11 protein-coding genes, 1 tRNA gene and 1 pseudogene are annotated in these 20,702 nt (G+C 68.6%); 5 read left to right on the top strand and 8 right to left on the bottom strand.

The features are described from left to right. Positions 1–12 precede the first annotated feature (12 nt). On the bottom strand, positions 13–579 hold the full coding sequence (locus GAK38_RS14420) for a Dps family protein (RefSeq protein ID WP_325345243.1): 567 nt from the start codon (positions 577–579) through the stop codon (positions 13–15). 257 nt (positions 580–836) lie between these two features. Between GAK38_RS14420 and GAK38_RS14415 the strand changes: the two genes are divergently transcribed. After that, positions 837–5,591, top strand: coding sequence for a glutamate synthase-related protein (locus tag GAK38_RS14415; protein WP_325345241.1), 4,755 nt, complete (start codon positions 837–839; stop codon positions 5,589–5,591). A 32-nt stretch (positions 5,592–5,623) separates the two neighbouring features. After that, a complete protein-coding gene (locus GAK38_RS14410) occupies positions 5,624–7,102 on the top strand; it encodes a glutamate synthase subunit beta (RefSeq protein ID WP_325345239.1) in 1,479 nt (492 codons plus the stop codon). Between the two features lie 68 nt (positions 7,103–7,170). Here the strand turns inward: GAK38_RS14410 and GAK38_RS14405 are convergent. Beyond that, positions 7,171–7,246: transfer RNA gene (locus GAK38_RS14405), tRNA-Arg, on the bottom strand. Between the two features lie 21 nt (positions 7,247–7,267). Continuing rightward, positions 7,268–7,903: a TetR family transcriptional regulator gene (locus tag GAK38_RS14400; RefSeq protein ID WP_325345237.1), complete on the bottom strand. Its 636-nt coding sequence runs from the start codon at positions 7,901–7,903 to the stop codon at positions 7,268–7,270. Positions 7,904–8,100: 197 nt separating this feature from the next. Between GAK38_RS14400 and GAK38_RS14395 the strand changes: the two genes are divergently transcribed. From GAK38_RS14395 to GAK38_RS14385, 3 genes are read left to right on the top strand one after another with little or no spacing between them, the layout of a single operon-like run. Next, a complete protein-coding gene (locus GAK38_RS14395) occupies positions 8,101–9,345 on the top strand; it encodes an efflux RND transporter periplasmic adaptor subunit (protein ID WP_325345235.1) in 1,245 nt (414 codons plus the stop codon). 12 nt (positions 9,346–9,357) lie between these two features. After that, positions 9,358–12,516 (top strand): efflux RND transporter permease subunit, encoded by a 3,159-nt coding sequence (locus GAK38_RS14390; RefSeq protein ID WP_325345233.1) that lies wholly within the window; start codon positions 9,358–9,360, stop codon positions 12,514–12,516. Next, the gene (locus tag GAK38_RS14385; RefSeq protein WP_443089221.1) at positions 12,509–13,999 is read left to right on the top strand and encodes an efflux transporter outer membrane subunit; all 1,491 of its coding nucleotides are present in this window, start codon (positions 12,509–12,511) and stop codon (positions 13,997–13,999) included. The genes GAK38_RS14390 and GAK38_RS14385 overlap by 8 nt, the downstream gene beginning before the upstream one ends. A 218-nt stretch (positions 14,000–14,217) precedes the next feature. Here the strand turns inward: GAK38_RS14385 and queF are convergent, their stop codons facing one another. The 5 genes and pseudogenes from queF to GAK38_RS14360 all read right to left on the bottom strand — a co-directional run. Beyond that, positions 14,218–15,063 carry an NADPH-dependent 7-cyano-7-deazaguanine reductase QueF gene (gene queF, locus GAK38_RS14380; protein ID WP_325345231.1) on the bottom strand — a complete coding sequence of 282 codons (846 nt, stop codon included), beginning with the start codon at positions 15,061–15,063 and terminating at the stop codon, positions 14,218–14,220. 10 nt (positions 15,064–15,073) lie between these two features. Continuing rightward, on the bottom strand, positions 15,074–15,979 hold the full coding sequence (locus GAK38_RS14375) for a 2OG-Fe(II) oxygenase (protein WP_325345229.1): 906 nt from the start codon (positions 15,977–15,979) through the stop codon (positions 15,074–15,076). Positions 15,980–15,989: 10 nt separating this feature from the next. Continuing rightward, positions 15,990–16,764: pseudogene (yaaA, locus tag GAK38_RS14370) on the bottom strand (peroxide stress protein YaaA). A gap of 80 nt (positions 16,765–16,844) precedes the next feature. Then, positions 16,845–19,907, bottom strand: a complete 3,063-nt coding sequence (locus GAK38_RS14365) for an Rne/Rng family ribonuclease (RefSeq protein ID WP_325345227.1) — start codon at positions 19,905–19,907, stop codon at positions 16,845–16,847. A gap of 613 nt (positions 19,908–20,520) precedes the next feature. Next, positions 20,521–20,702 (bottom strand): hypothetical protein (locus GAK38_RS14360; RefSeq protein WP_325345225.1); only part of this gene is annotated, 182 nt, incomplete at its 5' end.

Below are 20,702 nucleotides of genomic sequence, written 5' to 3'. Positions count from 1 at the left end.
GGTAGGGGTTTGTTATGCGGACTGCGTCCGCGCTGCTTCGAAGAGGAACCAGGTGCGACGTTCCGACTCGTCGATCCAGTTCTCGATCAGGCTCGAAGAGGCGATGTCGTTGTGCCCGCTCGTAACCTCGTGGGCTGCGCGCAGCAGGGCGGTGAGCGTCTTGTTGTCCTCGCGCAGCTCGGCCAGGATGTCCTGCGCGTCGACGAAATCCGCATCGTTGTCCTGGATGCGCTGGCGGCGGGCGATGTCGCCGATGGAGCGCAGCGTCGTGCCGCCGACCTTGCGCACCCGTTCGGCCAGCAGGTCGGTCAGCGCGAACAGCTGGTCGGCCTGCTCGTCGAGCAGCAGGTGATAGTCGCGGAAGTGCGGCCCGCTCAGGTGCCAGTGAAAGTTCTTGGTCTTCAGGTAGAGCGCGAACACGTCGGCGAGCACGCCGTTGAGGGCGGCTGAGATGTCGCGCGTGGCCTCGGCCGGCAGGTCGCTCGGTGTGGCCAGGGGCGCCTTGCGGCGTTTTTCGAGATCGCTGCGGCGCTCGGCCGTGAGTTCCTTGGGCTTGGAGGATTCGGGACGTTTTGCCATGGCAGGGTTCCTAGGGAGCGGCGTACAAAGTGCTGGACGACGGGGGCTTGGCCGACACGGCGGACGGCTGCGCCATCCTACGCGCGTTCCGCCGCCGGCACACGGGCCCGGGCATCGCATTTTCAATATGTCCCTAATTATTTGATGAGAACTACTTTCAATAAAAATTTGTAATCCGACCCCTATTTTTCTGCTTGGCGTGGACGCTGCGCTGCCCTATGCTTGCGCTGCCCCGCGATCTTTGACAGGAGCACGCCATGACCACGGCTGCCGAAATCCAGCATCTCCAGCAACACGGCCTCTATTCCAAGGCCCACGAACACGACGCCTGCGGCCTCGGCTTCGTCGCCCACATCCAGGGCGTGAAGCGGCACGACATCGTGACCCAGGCGCTGAAGATCCTCGAGAACATCGACCACCGCGGCGCCGTGGGCGCCGACAAGCTCATGGGCGACGGCGCGGGCATCCTGATCCAGATCCCCGACGCGCTCTACCGCGAAGAGCTGGCAAAGCAGGGCGTGGCGCTGCCGCCGGCCGGCGAATACGGCGTCGGCATGATCTTCCTGCCGAAGGAACACGCATCGCGCCTGGCCTGCGAGCAGGAACTGGAGCGCGCCATCAAGGCCGAAGGCCAGGTGCTGCTGGGCTGGCGCGACGTGCCGGTCAACCGCGACATGCCGATGTCGCCCACGGTGCGCAAGAAGGAGCCGATCCTGCGCCAGGTCTTCATCGGCCGCGGCGCCGACGTGATCGTGCAGGACGCCCTGGAACGCAAGCTCTACGTGATCCGAAAGACGGCGAGCGCCAACATCCAGAACCTCAAGCTCAAGCACGGCAAGGAATACTACGTGCCGAGCATGAGCAGCCGCACCGTGGTCTACAAGGGCCTGCTGCTGGCCGATCAGGTCGGCACCTACTACGACGACCTGCGCGACGAGCGCTGCGTCTCGGCCATCGGCTTGGTGCACCAGCGCTTCTCCACCAACACCTTCCCCGAGTGGCCGCTGGCCCACCCGTACCGCTACGTCGCCCACAACGGCGAGATCAACACGGTGCGCGGCAACTACAACTGGATGTGCGCCCGCGAAGGCGTGATGTTCTCGCCGGTGCTGGGTCCGGACCTGAAGAAGCTCTACCCGATCAGCTTCGCCGGCCAGTCCGACACCGCCACGTTCGACAACTGCCTCGAACTGCTCACGATGGCCGGCTATCCGATCAGCCAGGCCGTCATGATGATGATGCCCGAGCCCTGGGAGGGCAACGAGACCATGGACGCGCGCCGCCGCGCGTTCTACGAGTACCACGCCTCGATGATGGAGCCCTGGGACGGCCCGGCCGCCGTGGTCTTCACCGACGGCCGCCAGATCGGCGCCACGCTCGACCGCAACGGCCTGCGCCCGGCGCGCTTCTGCGTGACCGACGACGGCTTGGTGATCCTGGGCTCCGAATCCGGCGTGCTGCCGATCGCCGAAAACCGCATCGTGCGCAAGTGGCGCCTGCAGCCCGGCAGGATGCTGCTGATCGACCTGGAACAGGGCCGCATGATCGACGACGAGGAGATCAAGGCCAACCTCGCCAACAGCAAGCCCTACAAGCAGTGGATCGAGAACCTGCGCATCAAGCTCGAGAACGTCCCGGCACCTGCCGCCGGTGACGCGGTCGCGCAGCCGGCCGCAGCCGAAGGTGTGACGTTGCTCGACCGCCAGCAGGCCTTCGGCTACACGCAGGAGGACATCAAGTTCCTGCTCTCGCCGATGGCCCGAAATGGCGAGGAGGGCATCGGCTCCATGGGCAACGACAGCCCGCTGGCCGTGCTGTCGTCCAGGGACAAGCCGCTCTACAACTACTTCAAGCAGATGTTCGCCCAGGTGACGAACCCGCCGATCGACCCGATCCGCGAGGCCATCGTCATGTCGCTGGTGTCCTTCATCGGTCCCAAGCCCAATCTGCTCGACATCAACCAGGTCAACCCGCCGCTGCGCCTCGAAGTGCCGCAGCCGATCCTGGACTTCGACGCGATGGCCAAGCTCAACAACATCGAGGCGGCCACGCAGGGCAAGTTCAAGAGCTACAAGATCGACATCACCTACCCGCTGGCCTGGGGCCACGAAGGCGTCGAGGCCAAGCTCGCGTCGCTCTGCGCCGAGGCGGTGGACGCGATCAAGGGCGGCCACAACATCCTGATCATCAGCGACCGCGCGGTCGGCCCCACGCAGGTGGCGATCCCCGCGCTGCTGGCGCTGTCGACCATCCACCAGCACCTGATCCGCGAGGGCCTGCGCACCAGCGCCGGGCTCGTCGTGGAGACCGGCTCGGCGCGCGAGGTACACCATTTCGGCGTGCTTGCCGGCTACGGCGCGGAAGGCGTGCATCCCTACCTCGCGCTGGAGACCCTGGCCGAGCTGCACAAGGACCTGCCGGGCGACCTGAGTCCCGCGAAGGCCACCTACAACTACATCAAGGCGATCGGCAAGGGCCTCTCGAAGATCATGTCCAAGATGGGCGTGTCGACGTACATGAGCTACTGCGGAGCCCAGCTGTTCGAGGCCGTCGGCATCAATGCCGACACGGTCGCCAAGTACTTCACCGGAACCGCCAGCCGCATCGAGGGCATCGGCGTGTTCGAGATCGCCGAGGAAGCGATCCGCGTGCACAAGGCCGCCTTCGGCGACGACCCGGTGCTCGCCACCATGCTCGACGCCGGCGGCGAGTACGCCTGGCGCGCCCGCGGCGAGGAGCACATGTGGAGCCCCGACGCGATCGCCAAGCTGCAGCATTCCGCGCGCGCCAACCACTGGAACACGTACAAGAAATACGCCCAGCTCATCAACGACCAGAGCCGCCGCCACATGACGCTGCGCGGCCTGTTCGAGTTCAAGATCGACCCGGTCAAGGCGATTCCGGTCGAGGAGGTCGAGCCTGCGGCCGAGATCGTCAAGCGCTTCGCCACCGGCGCGATGTCGCTCGGCTCGATCTCGACCGAGGCCCATGCCACGCTCGCCATCGCGATGAACCGCATCGGCGGCAAGAGCAACACGGGAGAGGGCGGCGAGGACCCCGCGCGCTACCGCAACGAGTTGAAGGGCATCCCGATCCGCCAGGGCGACACGCTCAAGAGTATCGTCGGCGAAGAGAACGTCGAGGTTGACCTGCCGCTGGCCGATGGCGATTCCCTGCGCTCGCGCATCAAGCAGGTGGCCTCGGGCCGCTTCGGCGTCACGGCCGAGTACCTGTCGTCGTCCGACCAGATCCAGATCAAGATGGCCCAGGGCGCCAAGCCCGGCGAAGGCGGCCAGCTGCCCGGCGGCAAGGTCACCGAATACATCGGCAAGCGCCGCTACTCGGTGCCCGGCGTCGGTCTGATCAGCCCGCCGCCGCACCACGACATCTATTCGATCGAGGATCTGGCCCAGCTGATCCACGACTTGAAGAACGTGGCGCCGCATGCCAGCATCAGCGTCAAGCTCGTGTCCGAAGTGGGCGTGGGCACGATCGCCGCGGGCGTGGCCAAGTGCAAGAGCGACCACGTCGTGATCGCCGGCCATGACGGCGGCACCGGCGCCTCGCCCTGGTCTTCGATCAAGCACGCCGGCTCGCCCTGGGAGATCGGCCTGGCCGAGACCCAGCAGACCCTGGTGCTCAACCGCCTGCGCGGCCGCATCCGCGTGCAGGCCGACGGCCAGATGAAGACCGGCCGCGATGTCGTGATCGGCGCGCTGCTGGGCGCCGACGAGTTCGGCTTCGCCACCGCGCCGCTGGTGGTGGAAGGCTGCATCATGATGCGCAAGTGCCACCTCAACACCTGCCCGGTCGGCGTGGCCACGCAGGACCCGGTGCTGCGCAGGAAGTTCTCGGGCAAGCCCGAGCACGTGGTGAACTACTTCTTCTTCGTCGCCGAGGAAGTCTGCCAGATCATGGCGCAGCTCGGCATCCGCCGGTTCGACGACCTGATCGGCCGCGCCGACCTGCTCGACACCCGAAAGGGCATCGCCCACTGGAAGGCCTGCGGCCTCGACTTCGGCCGGCTGTTCGCGCAGCCCCAGGTGCCGGCCGACGTGCCGCGCTACCACGTCGAGGAGCAGGACCACGGCCTGGCCGCCACGCTCGATCGCCGGCTGATCGAGAAGTCGCGCCCCGCCATCGACAAGGGCGAGCGCGTGCACTTCATCGAGGTGGCCAAGAACGTGAACCGCTCGGTCGGCGCGATGCTCTCGGGCGAGGTGACCCGCGCGCATCCCGAAGGGCTGCCCGACGACAGCATCCGCATCCAGCTCGAAGGCACCGGCGGCCAGTCGTTCGGCGCGTTCCTCACGCGGGGCATCACGCTCTACCTGATCGGCGACGCCAACGACTACACTGGCAAGGGCCTCTCGGGCGGCCGCATCGTCGTGCGCCCGAGCCTCGACTTCCGCGGCGAGGCCGCGAAGAACATTATCGTCGGCAACACGGTGATGTACGGCGCCACCACCGGCGAGGCCTACTTCGCCGGCGTGGCCGGCGAGCGCTTCGCGGTGCGCCTGTCGGGCGCCACCGCGGTGGTGGAGGGCACGGGCGACCACGGCTGCGAATACATGACCGGCGGCACCGTCGTCGTGCTCGGCAGGACCGGCCGCAACTTTGCAGCCGGCATGAGCGGCGGCGTGGCCTACGTCTACGACGAGGACGGCACCTTCGCCGAACGCGCCAACACGGCCATGGTCACGCTCGACCGCGTGCTGCCGGCCGCCGAGCAGGCCGCCACGATCGACCGCAACGTCTGGCACAACGGCCAGACCGACGACGAACAGCTGCGCGCCCTGCTCGAAGCCCACAACCGCTGGACCGGCAGCAAGCGCGCCCGCGACCTGCTGGACCACTGGGCCCAGTCGCGCGCGAAGTTCGTCAAGGTCTTCCCGAGCGAATACAAGCGCGCGCTGGCCGAGATCAACGCCCGCCGCCTGCTCGCCTCCACGGAGACGACGGAAGCCGTGGCCCGCACCAATCGGCCCGCCGAGGCCGTGCCGGCCAAGTAAGAAGACAAGAGCCTCACGAGGAAAGAACCATCATGGGAAAAGTCACCGGCTTCCTGGAGTACGAGCGCATCGAGGAGGGCTACCGCCCGGTCGGCGAGCGGCTCAAGCACTACAAGGAGTTCGTCATCGGCCTCGACGCCGCGCAGGCGAAGATCCAGGGCGCGCGCTGCATGGACTGCGGCACGCCGTTCTGCAACAACGGCTGCCCGGTCAACAACATCATTCCGGACTTCAACGATCTGGTCTACCAGGACGACTGGAAGAACGCCTGGGCGGTGCTGGACTCGACCAACAACTTCCCCGAGTTCACCGGCCGCATCTGCCCCGCGCCCTGCGAGGCCGCCTGTGTGCTCAACGTCAATGACGACCCGGTCGGCATCAAGTCGATCGAGCACGCGATCATCGACCGCGCCTGGGCCGAGGGCTGGGTCGCGCCGCGCCCGGCCAAGCACAGGACCGGCCGCAAGGTCGCCGTCGTCGGCGCCGGCCCCGCGGGCCTCGCGGCCGCGCAGCAGCTCGCGCGCGCCGGCCACGACGTGACGCTGTTCGAGAAGAACGACCGCGTCGGCGGCCTGCTGCGCTACGGCATCCCCGACTTCAAGCTCGACAAGTCGCACATCGACCGCCGCGCCGCGCAGCTCCAGGCCGAGGGCGTGACCATCCGCACCGGCGTCGTCGTCGGCGCCGCGAAGGAGCCGCTCGGCAAGGGCTCCAAGCTCACCAACTGGGCCAAGGAGACGGTCACGCCGCAGCAGCTCGACAAGGAATTCGACGCGGTGCTGCTGACCGGCGGCGCCGAGCAGAGCCGCGACCTGCCGGTGCCGGGCCGCGACCTCGACGGCATCCATTTCGCGATGGAATTCCTGCCGCAGCAGAACAAGGTCAACGCCGGCGACAAGCTCAAGGGCCAGATCCGGGCCGACCGCAAGCACGTCATCGTGATCGGCGGCGGCGACACCGGCAGCGACTGCGTGGGCACCAGCAACCGCCACGGCGCGGCCAGCGTGGTCCAGTTCGAACTCATGCCCCAGCCGCCCGAGCATGAGAACAAGCCGCTGACCTGGCCCTACTGGCCCTACAAGCTGCGCACTTCGTCGAGCCACGAGGAGGGCTGCGAGCGCGAGTTCGCGATCGCGACCAAGGAGTTCGTCGGCGAAAACGGCAAGGTCACCGGTCTGAAGACCGTGCGCGTCGAATGGAAGGACGGCAAGATGGCCGAGGTGCCAGGCTCCGAGCAGACGCTCAAGGCCGATTTGGTGCTGCTGGCCATGGGTTTCGTGAGCCCGGCCGCCGCCGTGCTGGATGCGTTCGGTGTGGAAAAGGACGCCCGCGGCAATGCCAAGGCCACGACCGACTTCACCGGCGGCTACGCGACCAGCGTGCCCAAGGTGTTCGCCGCGGGCGACGTGCGCCGGGGCCAGTCGCTGGTCGTCTGGGCGATCCGCGAGGGCCGGCAGGCCGCACGGGCGGTGGACGAGTTCCTGATGGGCTATTCCGACCTGCCGCGCTGACCGGCGGCAGACCAAAACGAGAACGGCGCCCTGGAGGCGCCGTTCTCGTTTCCGCTTATCGGGTCGGTTGGTGCGGCTGGCGGGGATCGAACCCACGACCCTTGGCTTCGGAGGCCAATACTCTATCCACTGAGCTACAGCCGCAACTGAACGAAAAGTGGGATTCTAGCAGCGCCCGGGGGCCGCGATCGTGAACCCGAGGCCGATCAGGTAGGCATCCATCACGCCGCAGCCGACATGCACCAGGTCGAAGCTGCGGCTGAGGATCCAGTTCTGCACCAGACCGTCGAACAGGGCGTGCAGGCCGATCGCCGCCTCGCGTGCCGGCAGGCGAAGCGTGACGCGCTGCTCGCGTGCGGCAGCGGCAAGGTCGCGCTCCAGCACGGTGCAGAACTGGTCGCGGGCGCTGAGATGGCGCTCCTGCACGCTGCGCAGTTCCTCGACGTATTCCACGCGCAGCATGGCGATCTCGAACACACGGCGGATCTGCTCGTCGACTTCCACCTTGTGCAACACATGGGCCATGCTGTCGCGCAGGCGCGCGAACGGGTCGATGCCGGGGTCGTCGCTGTTGAAGCGGCAGGCTTCCTCCAGAGGCAACTTGGCCCGCTCCATCATTGCATTGCACAGGTCACCCTTGTCCTTGAAATGCCAGTAGATGGCGCCGCGCGTGGTGCCGGCTTCCGCAGCGATGTCGGCCAGCGAAGTGCGGGACACACCCTGGGTATGGAACAGGCGCTCGGCCGCATCGATCAGACCCGTGCGGGTGGCGAGAGCGTCTTCCTTCGTCTTGCGGACCATGGCGGTATTGTCTTGGCGTTGTCTGTGGGCGGATGGTCACTATACATTCATGATTGTATGTATACTCGCCCGCTTTGACGTTGGATACCTGACCCGGCTGGTGCGCTTTGAGCCGTCCTGCCGCGGTGCTCGGGCGCCAACTCCTCATCCCGTTTCCCCGGCCCTCGGGCCAGATGCATTCCCCTGGAAGGAACACCATGTTTGCCTTGCGCGATGCACGCACATCGTCTCCCCCCTCATTCATCCTGGGCCTGCTTGCCGTGGCGGCCGCGTTGCTGGTGGCCGGCTGTGGCAAGAAGGATGGCGAAGGCCAGCAAGGCGCTGGCCAGGCGCAACAGCCGCCCAAGGTGGGCGTGGTGACGGTCGAGCCGGGCGTAGTCGGCCTCGTCACCGAACTTCCCGGCCGGCTGGAGGCTTCGCGCGTGGCCGAAGTTCGCGCCCGCGCCTCGGGCATCCTGCAAAAGCGCCTGTTCGCCGAAGGCAGCGACGTGCAGGCCGGCCAGCAACTGTTCCAGATCGACAACGCGCCGTACCGCGCCACGCTCGAGAGCGCCCAGGCCAACGTGGCCCAGGCCGAGGCCAACGTGGCCCAGACCCGCGCCCAGGCGCAGCGCTACAAGCCGCTGGTCGAGGTCAATGCGGTGAGCAGGCAGGACTACGACAACGCCGTGGCCTCGCAGAAGGCCGCCGAGGCGCAACTGGCCGTGGCCAAGGCGTCGGTGACGACGGCGCAGATCAACCTCGGCTACGCCGCCGTGACCTCGCCGATCTCCGGCCGCATCGGCCGCGCGCTGGTGACCGAGGGCGCGCTGGTCGGGCAGGGCGACGCGACCCAGCTGGCCACGGTGCAGCAGATCGATCCGCTGTACGTGAATTTCACTCAGCCGGCCTCCGATGCGCTGCGCCTGCGCGCGGCCATCGCGGCCGGCCAGTACAAGCTGGCGGCCAAGGGCCAGGCATCGGTCAGCGTGGTTCTGGAAGATGGCACGGTTTACGGCCGCACCGGCCGCCTGCTGTTCACCGACCTGACGGTGGATTCCACCAGTGGCCAGGTCACGCTGCGCGCCGAAATCCCCAATCCCGACCGCCAACTGCTGCCGGGCCTGTACGTGCGCGTGCGCCTGGAGCAGGCCCAGATCGACAACGGCATCCTGCTGCCGCAGCAGGCCGTCACCCGCGCGGCCAGCGGCGACACGGTGCAGGTCGTCGGCCCGGACAACACGCTGTCGGTGCGCCAGGTCAAGCTGGGCCCGGCCCAGGGCAACCGCTGGGTGGTGCTCGATGGCCTGAAGGCTGGCGAGAAGGTCATGGTCGACGGGGTCCAGAAACTGCCGCCCGGCGCGCCCGGCGCCAAAGTCACGGTCACCCCGGTGCCATGGCAGCCCACCGGCGCCGCGCAGTCCCCGCAGCCGTCCGCAGCGCCGGCCAAGCAGGCCGAATAAGGAGCGCGGCGCATGGTCAGGTTCTTCATCGAACGGCCCATCTTTGCATGGGTCGTCGCCATCTTCATCATGCTGCTCGGCGCGGTATCCATCACCCGCCTGCCGATCGCGCAATATCCGGCGGTCGCACCGCCGACCATCCAGGTGACCGCCACATATCCCGGCGCCACCGCACAGACGCTGGAAGACAGCGTGCTGGCGGTGATCGAGCGGGAAATGAACGGTGCCACCGGGCTGCTCTACATGGAAGCGACCGCCCAGGCCAACGGCACGGGCACGATCGCCCTGAGCTTCGATCCGGGCATCAACCCCGACCTGGCCCAGGTGGACGTGCAGAACCGCCTGTCGCGCGCCTCGCCGCGGCTGCCGACGGCGGTGACGCAGCAGGGCGTGCGCGTGGAGAAATCGCGTTCCAACTTCCTGCTGTTCGCGATGCTGTCGTCCAAGACGCCGAACGTGTCGATCGACGCGCTCAACGACTATGCGGCCCGCAACGTCCTGCCTGAACTGCAGCGCTTGCCCGGCGTCGGCTCGGTCACGCAGTTCGGTGCGGAACTGGCCATGCGGGTCTGGATCGATCCGGCCAAGCTCAAGGGCTACAACCTGTCGATCGACCAGGTCGGCGCGGCCATCCGCGCGCAGAACCTGCAGGTCTCCGCAGGCAATATCGGCGACCTGCCCAGCGTGCAGGGACAGGGCATCGCGGCCACCATCGTGGTACAGGGTCAGCTGTCGTCGGTGGACCAGTTCAGGCAGATCGTCCTGCGCGCCAACACCGACGGCTCGGCCGTGCGGCTGGGGGACGTGGCCCGCATCGAGCTTGGCGCCCAGACCTATTCCACCAGCGCCAAGCTCAATGGCGAAGACGCCGTGGGCCTGGGCGTGCAGCTGACGCCCTCGGCCAACGCGCTGGAGACCGCCAGGGCGGTGAAGGTGCGGCTCAAGGAGCTCAAGCAGTTCTTCCCGCAGGGCGTGGAATACACCATCCCCTACGACACCTCGACCTTCGTCTCGGTCTCGATCGAGAAGGTGGTCCATACGCTGTTCGAAGCGGTGGTGCTGGTGTTCCTGGTGATGTTCCTGTTCCTGCAGAACTTCCGCTACACCGTCATCCCGACCATCGTGGTGCCGGTGGCGCTGCTGGGAACCTGCGGCGCGCTGCTGGCCTTGGGCTTCTCGATCAACGTGCTCACGATGTTCGGCATGGTGCTGGTGATCGGCATCGTGGTGGACGATGCGATCGTGGTGGTCGAGAACGTTGAGCGCATCATGAGCCAGGAAGGCCTGCCGCCGCTGCAGGCCACTCGCAAGGCCATGGGGCAGATCTCGAGCGCCATCATCGGCGTGACCGTGGTGCTGATCTCGGTGTTCGTGCCGCTGGCGTTCTTCGCGGGCTCCACCGGCAACATCTACCGCCAGTTCTCGGCCACGATGGCAACTTCGATCGCCTTCTCGGCCTTCCTGGCGCTGTCGCTCACGCCGGCGCTGTGCGCCACGCTGCTCAAGCCGGTGGAAGCCGGCCACCACCAGGAGAAGAAGGGCTTCTGCGGCTGGTTCAACCGCAAGTTCGCCTCGACGGCCCACGGCTACGAGGGCAGGCTGAGTCGCCTGCTCAAGCGGGCCGGCCGCATGATGATCATCTACGCGCTGCTGATCGTGGTGGTCGGGCTGGTCTACACCCGCCTGCCGACCTCGTTCCTGCCGAACGAGGACCAGGGCTACATCATCGTGAACGTGCAGCTGCCGCCGGGCGCTTCCCAGGAGCGCACGCAGGATGCGCTCAGGCAGGTGCAGCAGTACATGGCCCAGCAGCCCGAAGTGGCCAACGTGGTCACGGTGGCCGGCTTCTCGTTCTCGGGCCAGGGCCAGAACGCCGGCATCTCGTTCGTGCCACTCAAGGACTGGAGCGAGCGCTCCGGCGCAGAGCACACTGCGCAGGCGCTGGCCGGCCGCGCCTTCGGCGTGTTCTCGCAGATCCGCGACGCGTTCATCTACCCGCTGTCGCCGCCGCCCATCCCCGAACTGGGCACGGCCACCGGCTTCACCTTCCGCCTGCAGGACCGCGCGAGCAAGGGCCACGACGCCCTGCTGGCCGCGCGCAACCAGCTGCTCGGGCTGGCCTCGCAGAGCAAGGTGCTCGCCAGCGTGCGGCCCGAGGGGCTGGAAGACGCGCCGCAGATGCAGCTGGTGATCGACCGCGACAAGGCGGCCGCGCTCGGTGTGGGCTTCGACAGCATCGGCACCGCGCTGTCCACCGGGCTGGGGTCGAGCTACATCAACGACTTCCCGAACGAAGGCCGGCTCCAGCGCGTGATGGTGCAGGCCGAGGCCGCGCGCCGCATGCAACCCGAGCAGGTGCTGGACCTGCCGGTGCTCAACAGCAAGGGGCAGGTCGTGCCGCTGTCGGCCTTCGCGACGACGAAATGGGTCATCGGCCCGATGCAGACCGTGCGCTACAACGGCTATCCCGCGATGAAGATCGCCGGCGACGCCGCGCCGGGCTACAGCTCCGGCGACGCGATGGCCGAGATGGAACGCCTGGCGGGCCAGCTGCCCGACGGCTTCGGCTTCGAGTGGACGGGCCAGTCGCGCGAGGAGAAGCTTGCCGGCTCGCAGTCCCTCATCCTCTACAGTTTCTCGCTGATGGCGGTGTTCCTCTGCCTGGCCGCGCTGTACGAGAGCTGGTCGATTCCGTTCTCGGTGATGCTGGTCGTTCCCCTGGGCGTGATCGGCGTGCTGCTGGCCACGCTGCTGCGCGGCATGTCCAACGACGTGTACTTCCAAGTCGGCCTGGTGACCATCAGCGGCCTGTCGGCCAAGAACGCCATTCTGATCATCGAGTTCGCCAAGGACCTGCAGGCGCAGGGCAAGGGCGTGATCGAGGCCGCGCTCGAAGCCGCGCACCTGCGGTTTCGCCCGATCGTGATGACCTCGCTGGCCTTCACGCTCGGCGTGTTGCCGCTGTTCGTCGCGACCGGCGCCAGCTCGGCCAGCCAGCGTGCCATCGGCACCGGCGTGATCGGCGGCATGATCACCGGCACCGTGCTGGCGGTCATCTTCGTCCCGGCGTTCTTCGTGCTGGTCCGTGGTTTCTTCAAGGGCAGCGATCGCCAGCACGAGCACGATCTCAAGCTCGCCCAACAACACAAAGAGGAGGCCGAGCGTGGGTAGCAGCAGGCTGACCATCTCCGTGCGCCGTGCCCGGGCGCGCTTCGTCCCCGCCGCGCTGGCGCCGCTCGCGGCCGCCCTGGTGCTGGCCGGCTGCTCGCTCGCCCCGAAGTACGAGCGCCCGCAGGTGCCACTGGCCGCGTCCTTCCCCGACGCCCAGAGCGTGCGGTCGGCCCAGGGCCGGCCCGCGGCGGCCGACCTGGCCTGGAAGGACTTCTTCGGCGACGAGCGGCTGCGCCGCCTGATCGGCATCGCCCTCGAGAACAACCGCGACCTGCGGGTCGCCGCGCTCAACGTCGAGAAGGCCCAGGCCCAGTTCCGCGTGCAGCGCGCGGCGCAGTTCCCGACCGTGAACGCCGCGCTGACCAGCCAGCGGGAGCGCCCCAGCTCGTCGCAGAACTATGCGTCCATCGGCATCGGCATCACCTCGTACGAGATCGACTTCTTCGGCCGCATCCAGAGCCTGAAGGATGCCGCGCTCGCACAGTACCTGTCGACCGAGGAATCGCGCCGCACCACGCAGATCAGCCTGGTGGCCAGCGTGGTCACGGCCTACCTGAACCTGCTGGCCGACGACGAACTGCTGCGCGTGACGCAGGAAACGCTCAAGACCCGCGAGGAATCGTTCCGCCTGTCCAAGCTCAAGCTCGACAACGGCGTGAGTTCCGAGCTGGACCTGCGCCAGGCCGAAGGCCTGGTGGAGGCCGCCCGGGCCAGTCTCGCGCAGCTCCAGCGCCAGCGTTCGCAGGATGTCAATACGCTGGTGCTGCTGCTGGGCCAGCCGGCCCTGCCGGCCGATCTGCCGGCCGGCCGCACGCTGGCCGAGCAGGCCGAGCTGCTGGCCGCAGTTCCCGCCGGTCTGCCGTCCGACCTGCTGCAAAGCCGCCCCGACGTGCGCGCCGCCGAGCAATCGCTGGTCGCGGCCCATGCCAACATCGGTGCGGCCCGCGCCGCGTTCTTCCCGCGCGTGGGCCTGACGGCATCGCTCGGCCGTGCCAGCACCAGTCTTTCGAACCTGTTCGACGAGTCGACCCGCGCCTGGACCTTCATCCCCCAGATCACACTGCCGATCTTCGATGCCGGTGCCAACCAGGCCAACCTCGACGTGGCCCGCGCCAATCAGGGCATCGCCGTCGCGCAGTACGAGAAGGCGGTGCAGACCGCCTTCCGCGAGGTGGCCGATGCGCTGGCCGGTTCGGCCACGCTCGGCGAACAGCTGCGCGCGACCGAGGCCCAGGTGCGCGCGGCGCAGGCCAGCTTCAACCTGTCGGACCTGCGCTACCGCAACGGCGTGGCCAGCTACCTGGACCTGCTCGATGCCCAGCGCTCGCTCTTCACCGCGCAGCAATCGGCGGTGCAGATCCGTCTGGCCCTGCTGACCAACCAGATCACGCTGTACAAGGCGCTGGGCGGTGGATGGACGGCAGCCGACGACGGCAACGGTGCCGCGGCTGCTGCTGCGGCACCTGCGCCTGCCGGGAGCTGATGTTCGGGCAGACGGCCGCGGCGTGAACGCACGCGGCCGTCGTCGTTTCACGGGGGTTGCGGCATCGCCTCAGCCCCTCTTTCATGGTGACCCGTCCTGCCAGAGGTTCCTGCCCTTTCCGAGGAAGGAAAGGGGGAGCCGATCGAATCGAGGGTCAAGCGCACGCAGCGCGCCGCTGGCGCCCGAGCAGTGCTACCGGGGTCAGGTCGACCCGGAGCCTATTGCCGCGCCGTGCGGATGTTGGGCGGCACCGGCTGCGGGTGGCTGCTGCGCCAGGGGTTGATGTCCAGCCCGCCGCGGCGCGTATAGCGCGCATAGACCGCGAGCCGGGCCGGTTTGCAGCGGCTCCGGATGTCCATGAAGATGCGCTCCACGCACTGCTCGTGGAATTCGTTGTGGTTGCGAAAGCTCACGATGTATTGCAGCAGCCCGGCCTGGTCGATCTGCGGGCCGCTGTAGGCGATGCGCACGCTGCCCCAGTCGGGCTGGCCGGTCACGAGGCAGTTGCTCTTGAGCAGGTTGCTGGTCAGCACCTCGCGCACCGGCTGCTCGTCGAAAGCGGCGGTCAGCAGCTCGGGCGCCGGCGTGTAGCGGCTGCATTCGATGTCGAGCCGGTCCAAGCTCAGGCCGTCGAGTTCCTGCACGTCCTCGCGACCGAAGGCGTCCGGCAGCACCAGCTTGACGCCGAGCGAGCCACTGCGCTCGCCGCCGCGCCAGGCGGCTGCGGCCAGGTCGGTGCGCAGCCGCTCGCGCACCGCGTCGGTATCGGCGAAGCGGGTGGCGTTGAAGCTGTTGAGGTACAGCTTGAACGACTTGCTCTCGATGATGTTGGGCGTCTCGGCCGGTACGGTGACGTGGGCGATCGCCACCTGCGGCTTGCCGCGCGGCGTGAGCCAGCTCAGCTCGAAGGCGGTCCAGAGGTCGGCGCCGACGAAGGGCGGCATGGCGCCGATGCCGATCTCGCTGCGCTTGACGGCGCGCGGGATCGGAAAGAGCAGGCCGGGGTCGTACTGGTCGGCGTAGGCGGCGGCCTTGCCCAGCAGGGATTGTTCCGGGGTCGTCATGCAGCAGGGGTCAATGGAATTCGCGCTCTCGGAGCCACTTGGTGGCGATCCACTTCTCGCCCGCGACCACCGGGGCGCCGCCATGCAGGGTCTGGGTGGAGGCGTGCGGGCGCTCGTAGCTGAAGAAGACGGCATTGCCGCGCCTGGGCGCGACTTCGAGCTGCACGTCGGGGAAGGTGGTGCCGCCGCCCTTCTCGGGGTCGTTGAGGTAGACGACCACCGTGCCCACGCGCTGGCCGCCGCGGCGCAGGATGGTCGGCGTGCCGGGCGCGGCCGGGTCGAAGTAATCGTGGTGCGGCTTGTACTCGGCGCCGGGGCGGTAGTGCAGCACCTGCAGGCCCTCGCCGTTTTCGAGCGGCCAGGTGATCAGCCTGGCGATGCGGGCTTCGAGCCGGGCGACCACCGCGTTCTCGCCGCGTGAGAAGAACATGCCGTTGCTGGTGCGGTCGGCGTTGAGTTCCTCCCCGCCGGTCTGCGTGGCCACGGTGAGCGAGCGCGCCATGCGCGGCCGGGCGGCCTCGATGATGGCGTCGCATTCCTCGCCGGACAGCAGGTTGCCGAAAACGACGACGCGCGGCCTGGCCATGGTCATCAGCACATGGACCTGGCGGTCGCCCGCGTCGAGGAACAGGGGCGAATCGGCCAGCGAAGGCTCCGGCACCTTGGATGCCGGGGGCAGGCCCTTGCTGCGGGCGGCTTCTTCCAGGTGGCCGCGCAGTGTGTTTTCCAGCGCTTCGGTCGCGACGGTCTCGTCCCAGCCTGCGTCGATCATGGATTGCAGGACCACGGGCGCGCTGTAGCCGGCCTGGGCCTGCTGCACGATCCAGCTGCGTAGCTCGGGCGTGACCGCCTGGGCGCGGCCGGCCGAGCGGGAAGACGAGGAGGAAGAGGAAGAAGAAGTGGAGTTGGCGACCATGGCCGGTGTTTTAGCCAACTTTGCGGCGGAAGACCAGCCTGTCGGGCTCGGATTCCCCGGGAGAAAAGGCGTAACCTTCGGTGTCGAAGCCCTGGAGCTGCTGCGGCAGGGTGAGGCGCCGGGTGATGGCGTAGCGCGCCATCAGCCCGCGCGCGCTTGGCAAGGAAGCTGATGACCTTGTACCGGCCGTTCTTCCAGTCCTCGAACACGCACTCGACCACGCGCGCCTTCAGCACCTTGCGGTCCACCGACTTGAAATACTCCTGCGACGCCAGGTTGACCACCACCGGCGTTTCGTCGGCGCGCAGGCGCTTGTTCAGGTATTCGGCGATCTCGCTGCCCCAGAACTGGTACAGGTTGGCGCCGGCCCCCGTCGGCAGGCGGGTGCCCATCTCCAGCCGGTAGGGCTGCATGCGGTCCAGCGGCCGCAGCACGCCGTAGAGGCCGCTGAGGATGACCAGGTGCTCCTGTGCCCAGGCCAGGTCGTCGGCGCCGAGGCTGCGGGCGTCCAGCCCTTCGTACACGTCGCCGTTGAAGGCCAGCACCGCCTGGCGCGAATTGCGGGAGGTGAAGCGCGGCGACCAGGCCTGGTAGCGGGCGACGTTGAGCGCCGACAGGGCGTCGCTCAGGTCCATCAGCTCGGCGATCTGCTGCGGCGAACGCTCGCGCAGCACTTCGATCAGCGCGGCGCTGCGCTTGGTGAACAGCGGCGTCGTGTGGGACAGCCCGGCGGCGACGGGTGTTTCGTAGTCGAGCGACTTGGCGGGGGACAGGAGAAACAGCATGGCGGTACGTCGGATGCGGGAACGGCAAGGCGGGGAGGGCGCCGTCGCGGGCCGGCGCCCTCCCCGCCGCGGGACGGACCTCAGGCGGCCGGCGTCTGCTGCGCGTCGAACGGCAGCTTCAGCGCGCCCAGGTCGCGGCGGGTTTCGACCAGCACCAGCGGGCCTTCATCGACGACGGCGACCGGTGGCCGCTCGCGCGGCACGCGCACCGGCGCGGGCTCGGCGGCGATGGCGGCCCGGACGGCGGCCACTTTCTCTGCATCGGACTGCACCCATTGCAGGCCCGAGGCCTCGGCCACCTGCACCAGGTCGGCCACCGGCAGCGCGTAGGCGGCCGGTGCTGGCGCCTGGACGATGGCCGGCACAGCTTCGGGTGGCACGGGCGCAGCAGGTGCCGGTGCGGCGACCTCGGGAGCCGCCGCTGGCGCTGCCGCGGCCGGGAAGGGCTCGGCGGCGACCGGCGCTGCCGCGGGTGCCGCAGCAGCCGTCGGCGCGGCGGCTGCTTCAGCCACCGCAGCAGCCGGATGCGGCTCGGCAGCAGGTGGGGCGAAGTAGCTGCGGCGCGGAGTTACTGTCGGGGGTTCCCCCTCCTCGCGCGCAATTTCCGGGGGCTGTGGCTCGATACCCTCAGTGCTCTCGCCAACTTCTGCGCCGGCTTCGCGGTTGCGGCCGTTGCGCTCGCGGCGGTCGCGGCCGTAGCGGTCGCGGGAGCGGCGTTCGCGGCGTTGCGGCTCTTCGCCTTCACGGTCGGCGGCCGGTGCGGCGTCGTTCTCCACGGCTTCGCCAGCGGGGAAGGCCGGCGGCGCGACGTCGGTCGCTGGCGCGGCGGCCGACGCTGCCTCGGGCACGGCGGCGGCATCCGCTGCGACCGGCAGTCCGTTCTCGTCGGGCTGCGAGCGCGGCGTGCGCTCGCGGCCCCGGCCGCCGCGCTCGCGGCGGCCTTCACGCGGCGCGCGTTCCTGCGGCGCCTCGGTGCCGGGCTGCTGGGCCTCGGCACCCGGGCTCACCGGGTCGATGGCGGCGTCGGTGCGCTGGGGCTGCTGCTCCTCGCGGCGGTCACGGTCGCGGCCGCGGCCTTCGCGTCGGGCTTCGCCGTCGCGCGGGGCCTGTTGTTGGCGCGGTTCGCGGTTGTCGCGGCCTTCGGCGCGGTCGCCGCGCTCGGCGCCGCGTTCGCCACGGCGGCCGTCGCGCGGCGCGCGGTTGCCGTTGGCATCGCTGCGTTCGGCACGGTCGCCGCCGCGTTCGCCCGTGCGTTCACCACGGCCGCGGCCGCCACGGCCACCGCGCTCGCCACGGCCTTCGCGCGGCGCCTGCTCGGCAGGGCGGGGCGCCGCGGGCGCGGCCACCGGCGTCGGCGCTGCCGGGCCGAAGCCGAACAGGCTCTTGAGCCAGGCGAGGAAGCCGAACTCGGCGGGCGGCGTGGGCGCCGCCGCGGGGACGGCGGCCGGTGGGGCCGCCGCAGCCGGTGCGCCGGCCTGGCGCTGCTGGCTGCCTTGGCGCGGGCGGGCGCCTTCGGGGCGCGGCTCGGCCTGGGGCGCCGGCGCGTCGGGCAGCACGCCCTTGATGATCGGCGTCTGCCGGTTGGTTGGCTCCTGCGAGCGGCGGGTGACGGTGGTCGGGTCTTCGACCTCCTCGGCCAGCTTGTAGCTGGGCTCGATGCCGTCGAGGCGCGGGTCGTCGTGCTTCAGGCGCTCGAGCTTGTAGTGCGGCGTCTCGAGCGTCTTGTTGGGCACCATCAGCACCGAGACGCGCTGCTTGAGTTCGATCTTGGCGAGCTCGGTGCGCTTTTCGTTGAGCAGGAACGAGGCGACCTCGACCGGCACCTGCACGTGCACGGCGGCCGTGTTGTCCTTCATCGACTCCTCCTGGATGATCCGCAGGATCTGGAGGGCCGAGCTTTCGGTGTCGCGGATGTGGCCGGAGCCGCCGCAGCGCGGGCAGTTGATGTGCGCGCCTTCGGACAGAGCAGGCTTCAGGCGCTGGCGGCTCATTTCCATGAGGCCGAACTTGCTGATCGAGCCGAACTGCACGCGGGCGCGGTCGTGGCGCAGCGCGTCGCGCAGGCGGTTCTCGACCTCGCGGCGGTTCTTGCTCTCGTCCATGTCGATGAAGTCGATGACGATCAGGCCGCCCAGGTCGCGCAGGCGCATCTGGCGGGCCACTTCGTCGGCGGCTTCGAGGTTGGTGCGGGTGGCGGTCTCCTCGATGTCGCCGCCCTTGATGGCGCGCGCGGAGTTGACGTCGATCGAGACCAGCGCCTCGGTGTGGTCGATCACGATGGCGCCGCCCGAGGGCAGGGTCACGGTGCGGGAGTAGGCCGACTCGATCTGGTGCTCGATCTGGAAGCGGCTGAACAGCGGCGCATCGTCGCGGTAGCGCTTGACCCGGTTGGCATGCTCGGGCATGACGTGCGCCATGAACTGGTGTGCCTGCTCGTAGATGTCGTCGGTGTCGATGAGGATGTCGCCGATGTCGTGGTTGAAGTAGTCACGGATCGCGCGGATGACCAGGCTCGACTCCTGGTAGATCAGGAAGGCGCCCTTGCCGCCCCTGGCCGCGCCGTCGATGGCGGTCCAGAGCTTGAGCAGGTAGTTCAGGTCCCACTGCAGCTCGGGCGCGGTGCGGCCGATGCCGGCGGTGCGCGCGATGATCGACATGCCCTTCGGGTAGTCGAGCTGGTCCATCGCCTCCTTGAGCTCGGCCCGGTCCTCGCCCTCGATGCGGCGCGATACGCCGCCGCCGCGCGGGTTGTTGGGCATCAGCACCACGTAGCGGCCGGCCAGCGAGACGAAGGTCGTCAGGGCCGCGCCCTTGTTGCCGCGCTCTTCCTTCTCGACCTGGACCAGCAGCTCCTGGCCTTCCTTGATCACTTCGTTGATGCGCGCCTGGCTCGGCGAGACGCCCTCGGCGAAATACTGGCGCGAGATTTCCTTGAACGGCAGGAAGCCGTGGCGGTCCTCGCCGTAGTCGACGAAGCAGGCTTCGAGCGAGGGCTCGACCCGGGTGACGACGGCCTTGTAGATGTTGCCCTTGCGCTGCTCGCGCCCTTCGATCTCGATCTCGTAGTCGAGCAGCTTCTGTCCGTCGACGATGGCCAGGCGGCGTTCTTCGGCCTGCGTGGCGTTGATCAGCATCCGCTTCATGATGCGTTTCCTTTGTGCGTTCGGTACGGGTCCGCTGTAGGCGGGTCCGCGTGGTAAAGAGACAAACGACAGGCTCTGGAAGGAGCCAGCGATGCCGGGGCCGACGCGTGGAAACGAGAGGGAATGGCCGTGGTAGCCGGGGAGGGCGAAGCTAGCGCTAGCTCGACCGCCGGGGCAAGGGCACAGGGATGGGCGCGAGCCGGCGCCGTGGCCGCGCCGCCACGAAGGCGGTGGCGGGCAGGGGCTTGCCGGGGGGAGGGGCCGCGGACGCGGGCACGCCGGCGGGCGACGGGGCTATCCATCGCTGCAGGAGTTGTACCAGCGCCATCAGCACAGAAATGTCTCGCTTCGATCCGCCCGCCGCATCGGGCGCCCGCTGGGGGCGCACAGCTCGGCGGGGTTGGGTATTCCGTATCGGTGTTTCAACGTGTCAGTCCGCCGCGCTGCACCGGGGCCGCCGCAGGCAAATGGCTTGCGGCCGGCGGCAATGTCGCGCGCTGGCATCGACCTGCTGGCGCCGGCGAAGGTGGCGGTGGATTAAAATCCAGAAAAATCAACCACTTACGGCATGGCGCCAGTGAAACAGATTATAGGGGGCAAACGCCCATAAGCGCTAACCGACCATCTCGCGCAGATCATCCTGTTGATACGTTCTGCGTCGAGGAGGTTCACGCAAGCTGGCGGCGATTTCCTTCCAGCGCTTCAGGCTATCGAGCAGCGAGAGCACTGGATTGACGGCTTGCATCAGCAGATGGCGCATCAGGGAGGTCTCGCGCCAGCGACATCGCCGTTTGC

Origin of the sequence: Xylophilus sp. (genome assembly GCA_009914555.1) — a bacterium.
In the GTDB taxonomy this organism is placed as follows: domain Bacteria; phylum Pseudomonadota; class Gammaproteobacteria; order Burkholderiales; family Burkholderiaceae_C; genus WNDY01.
The sequence above is the reverse complement of the archived record's forward strand: the minus strand, read 5'-3'. Positions and strand labels throughout refer to the sequence as shown.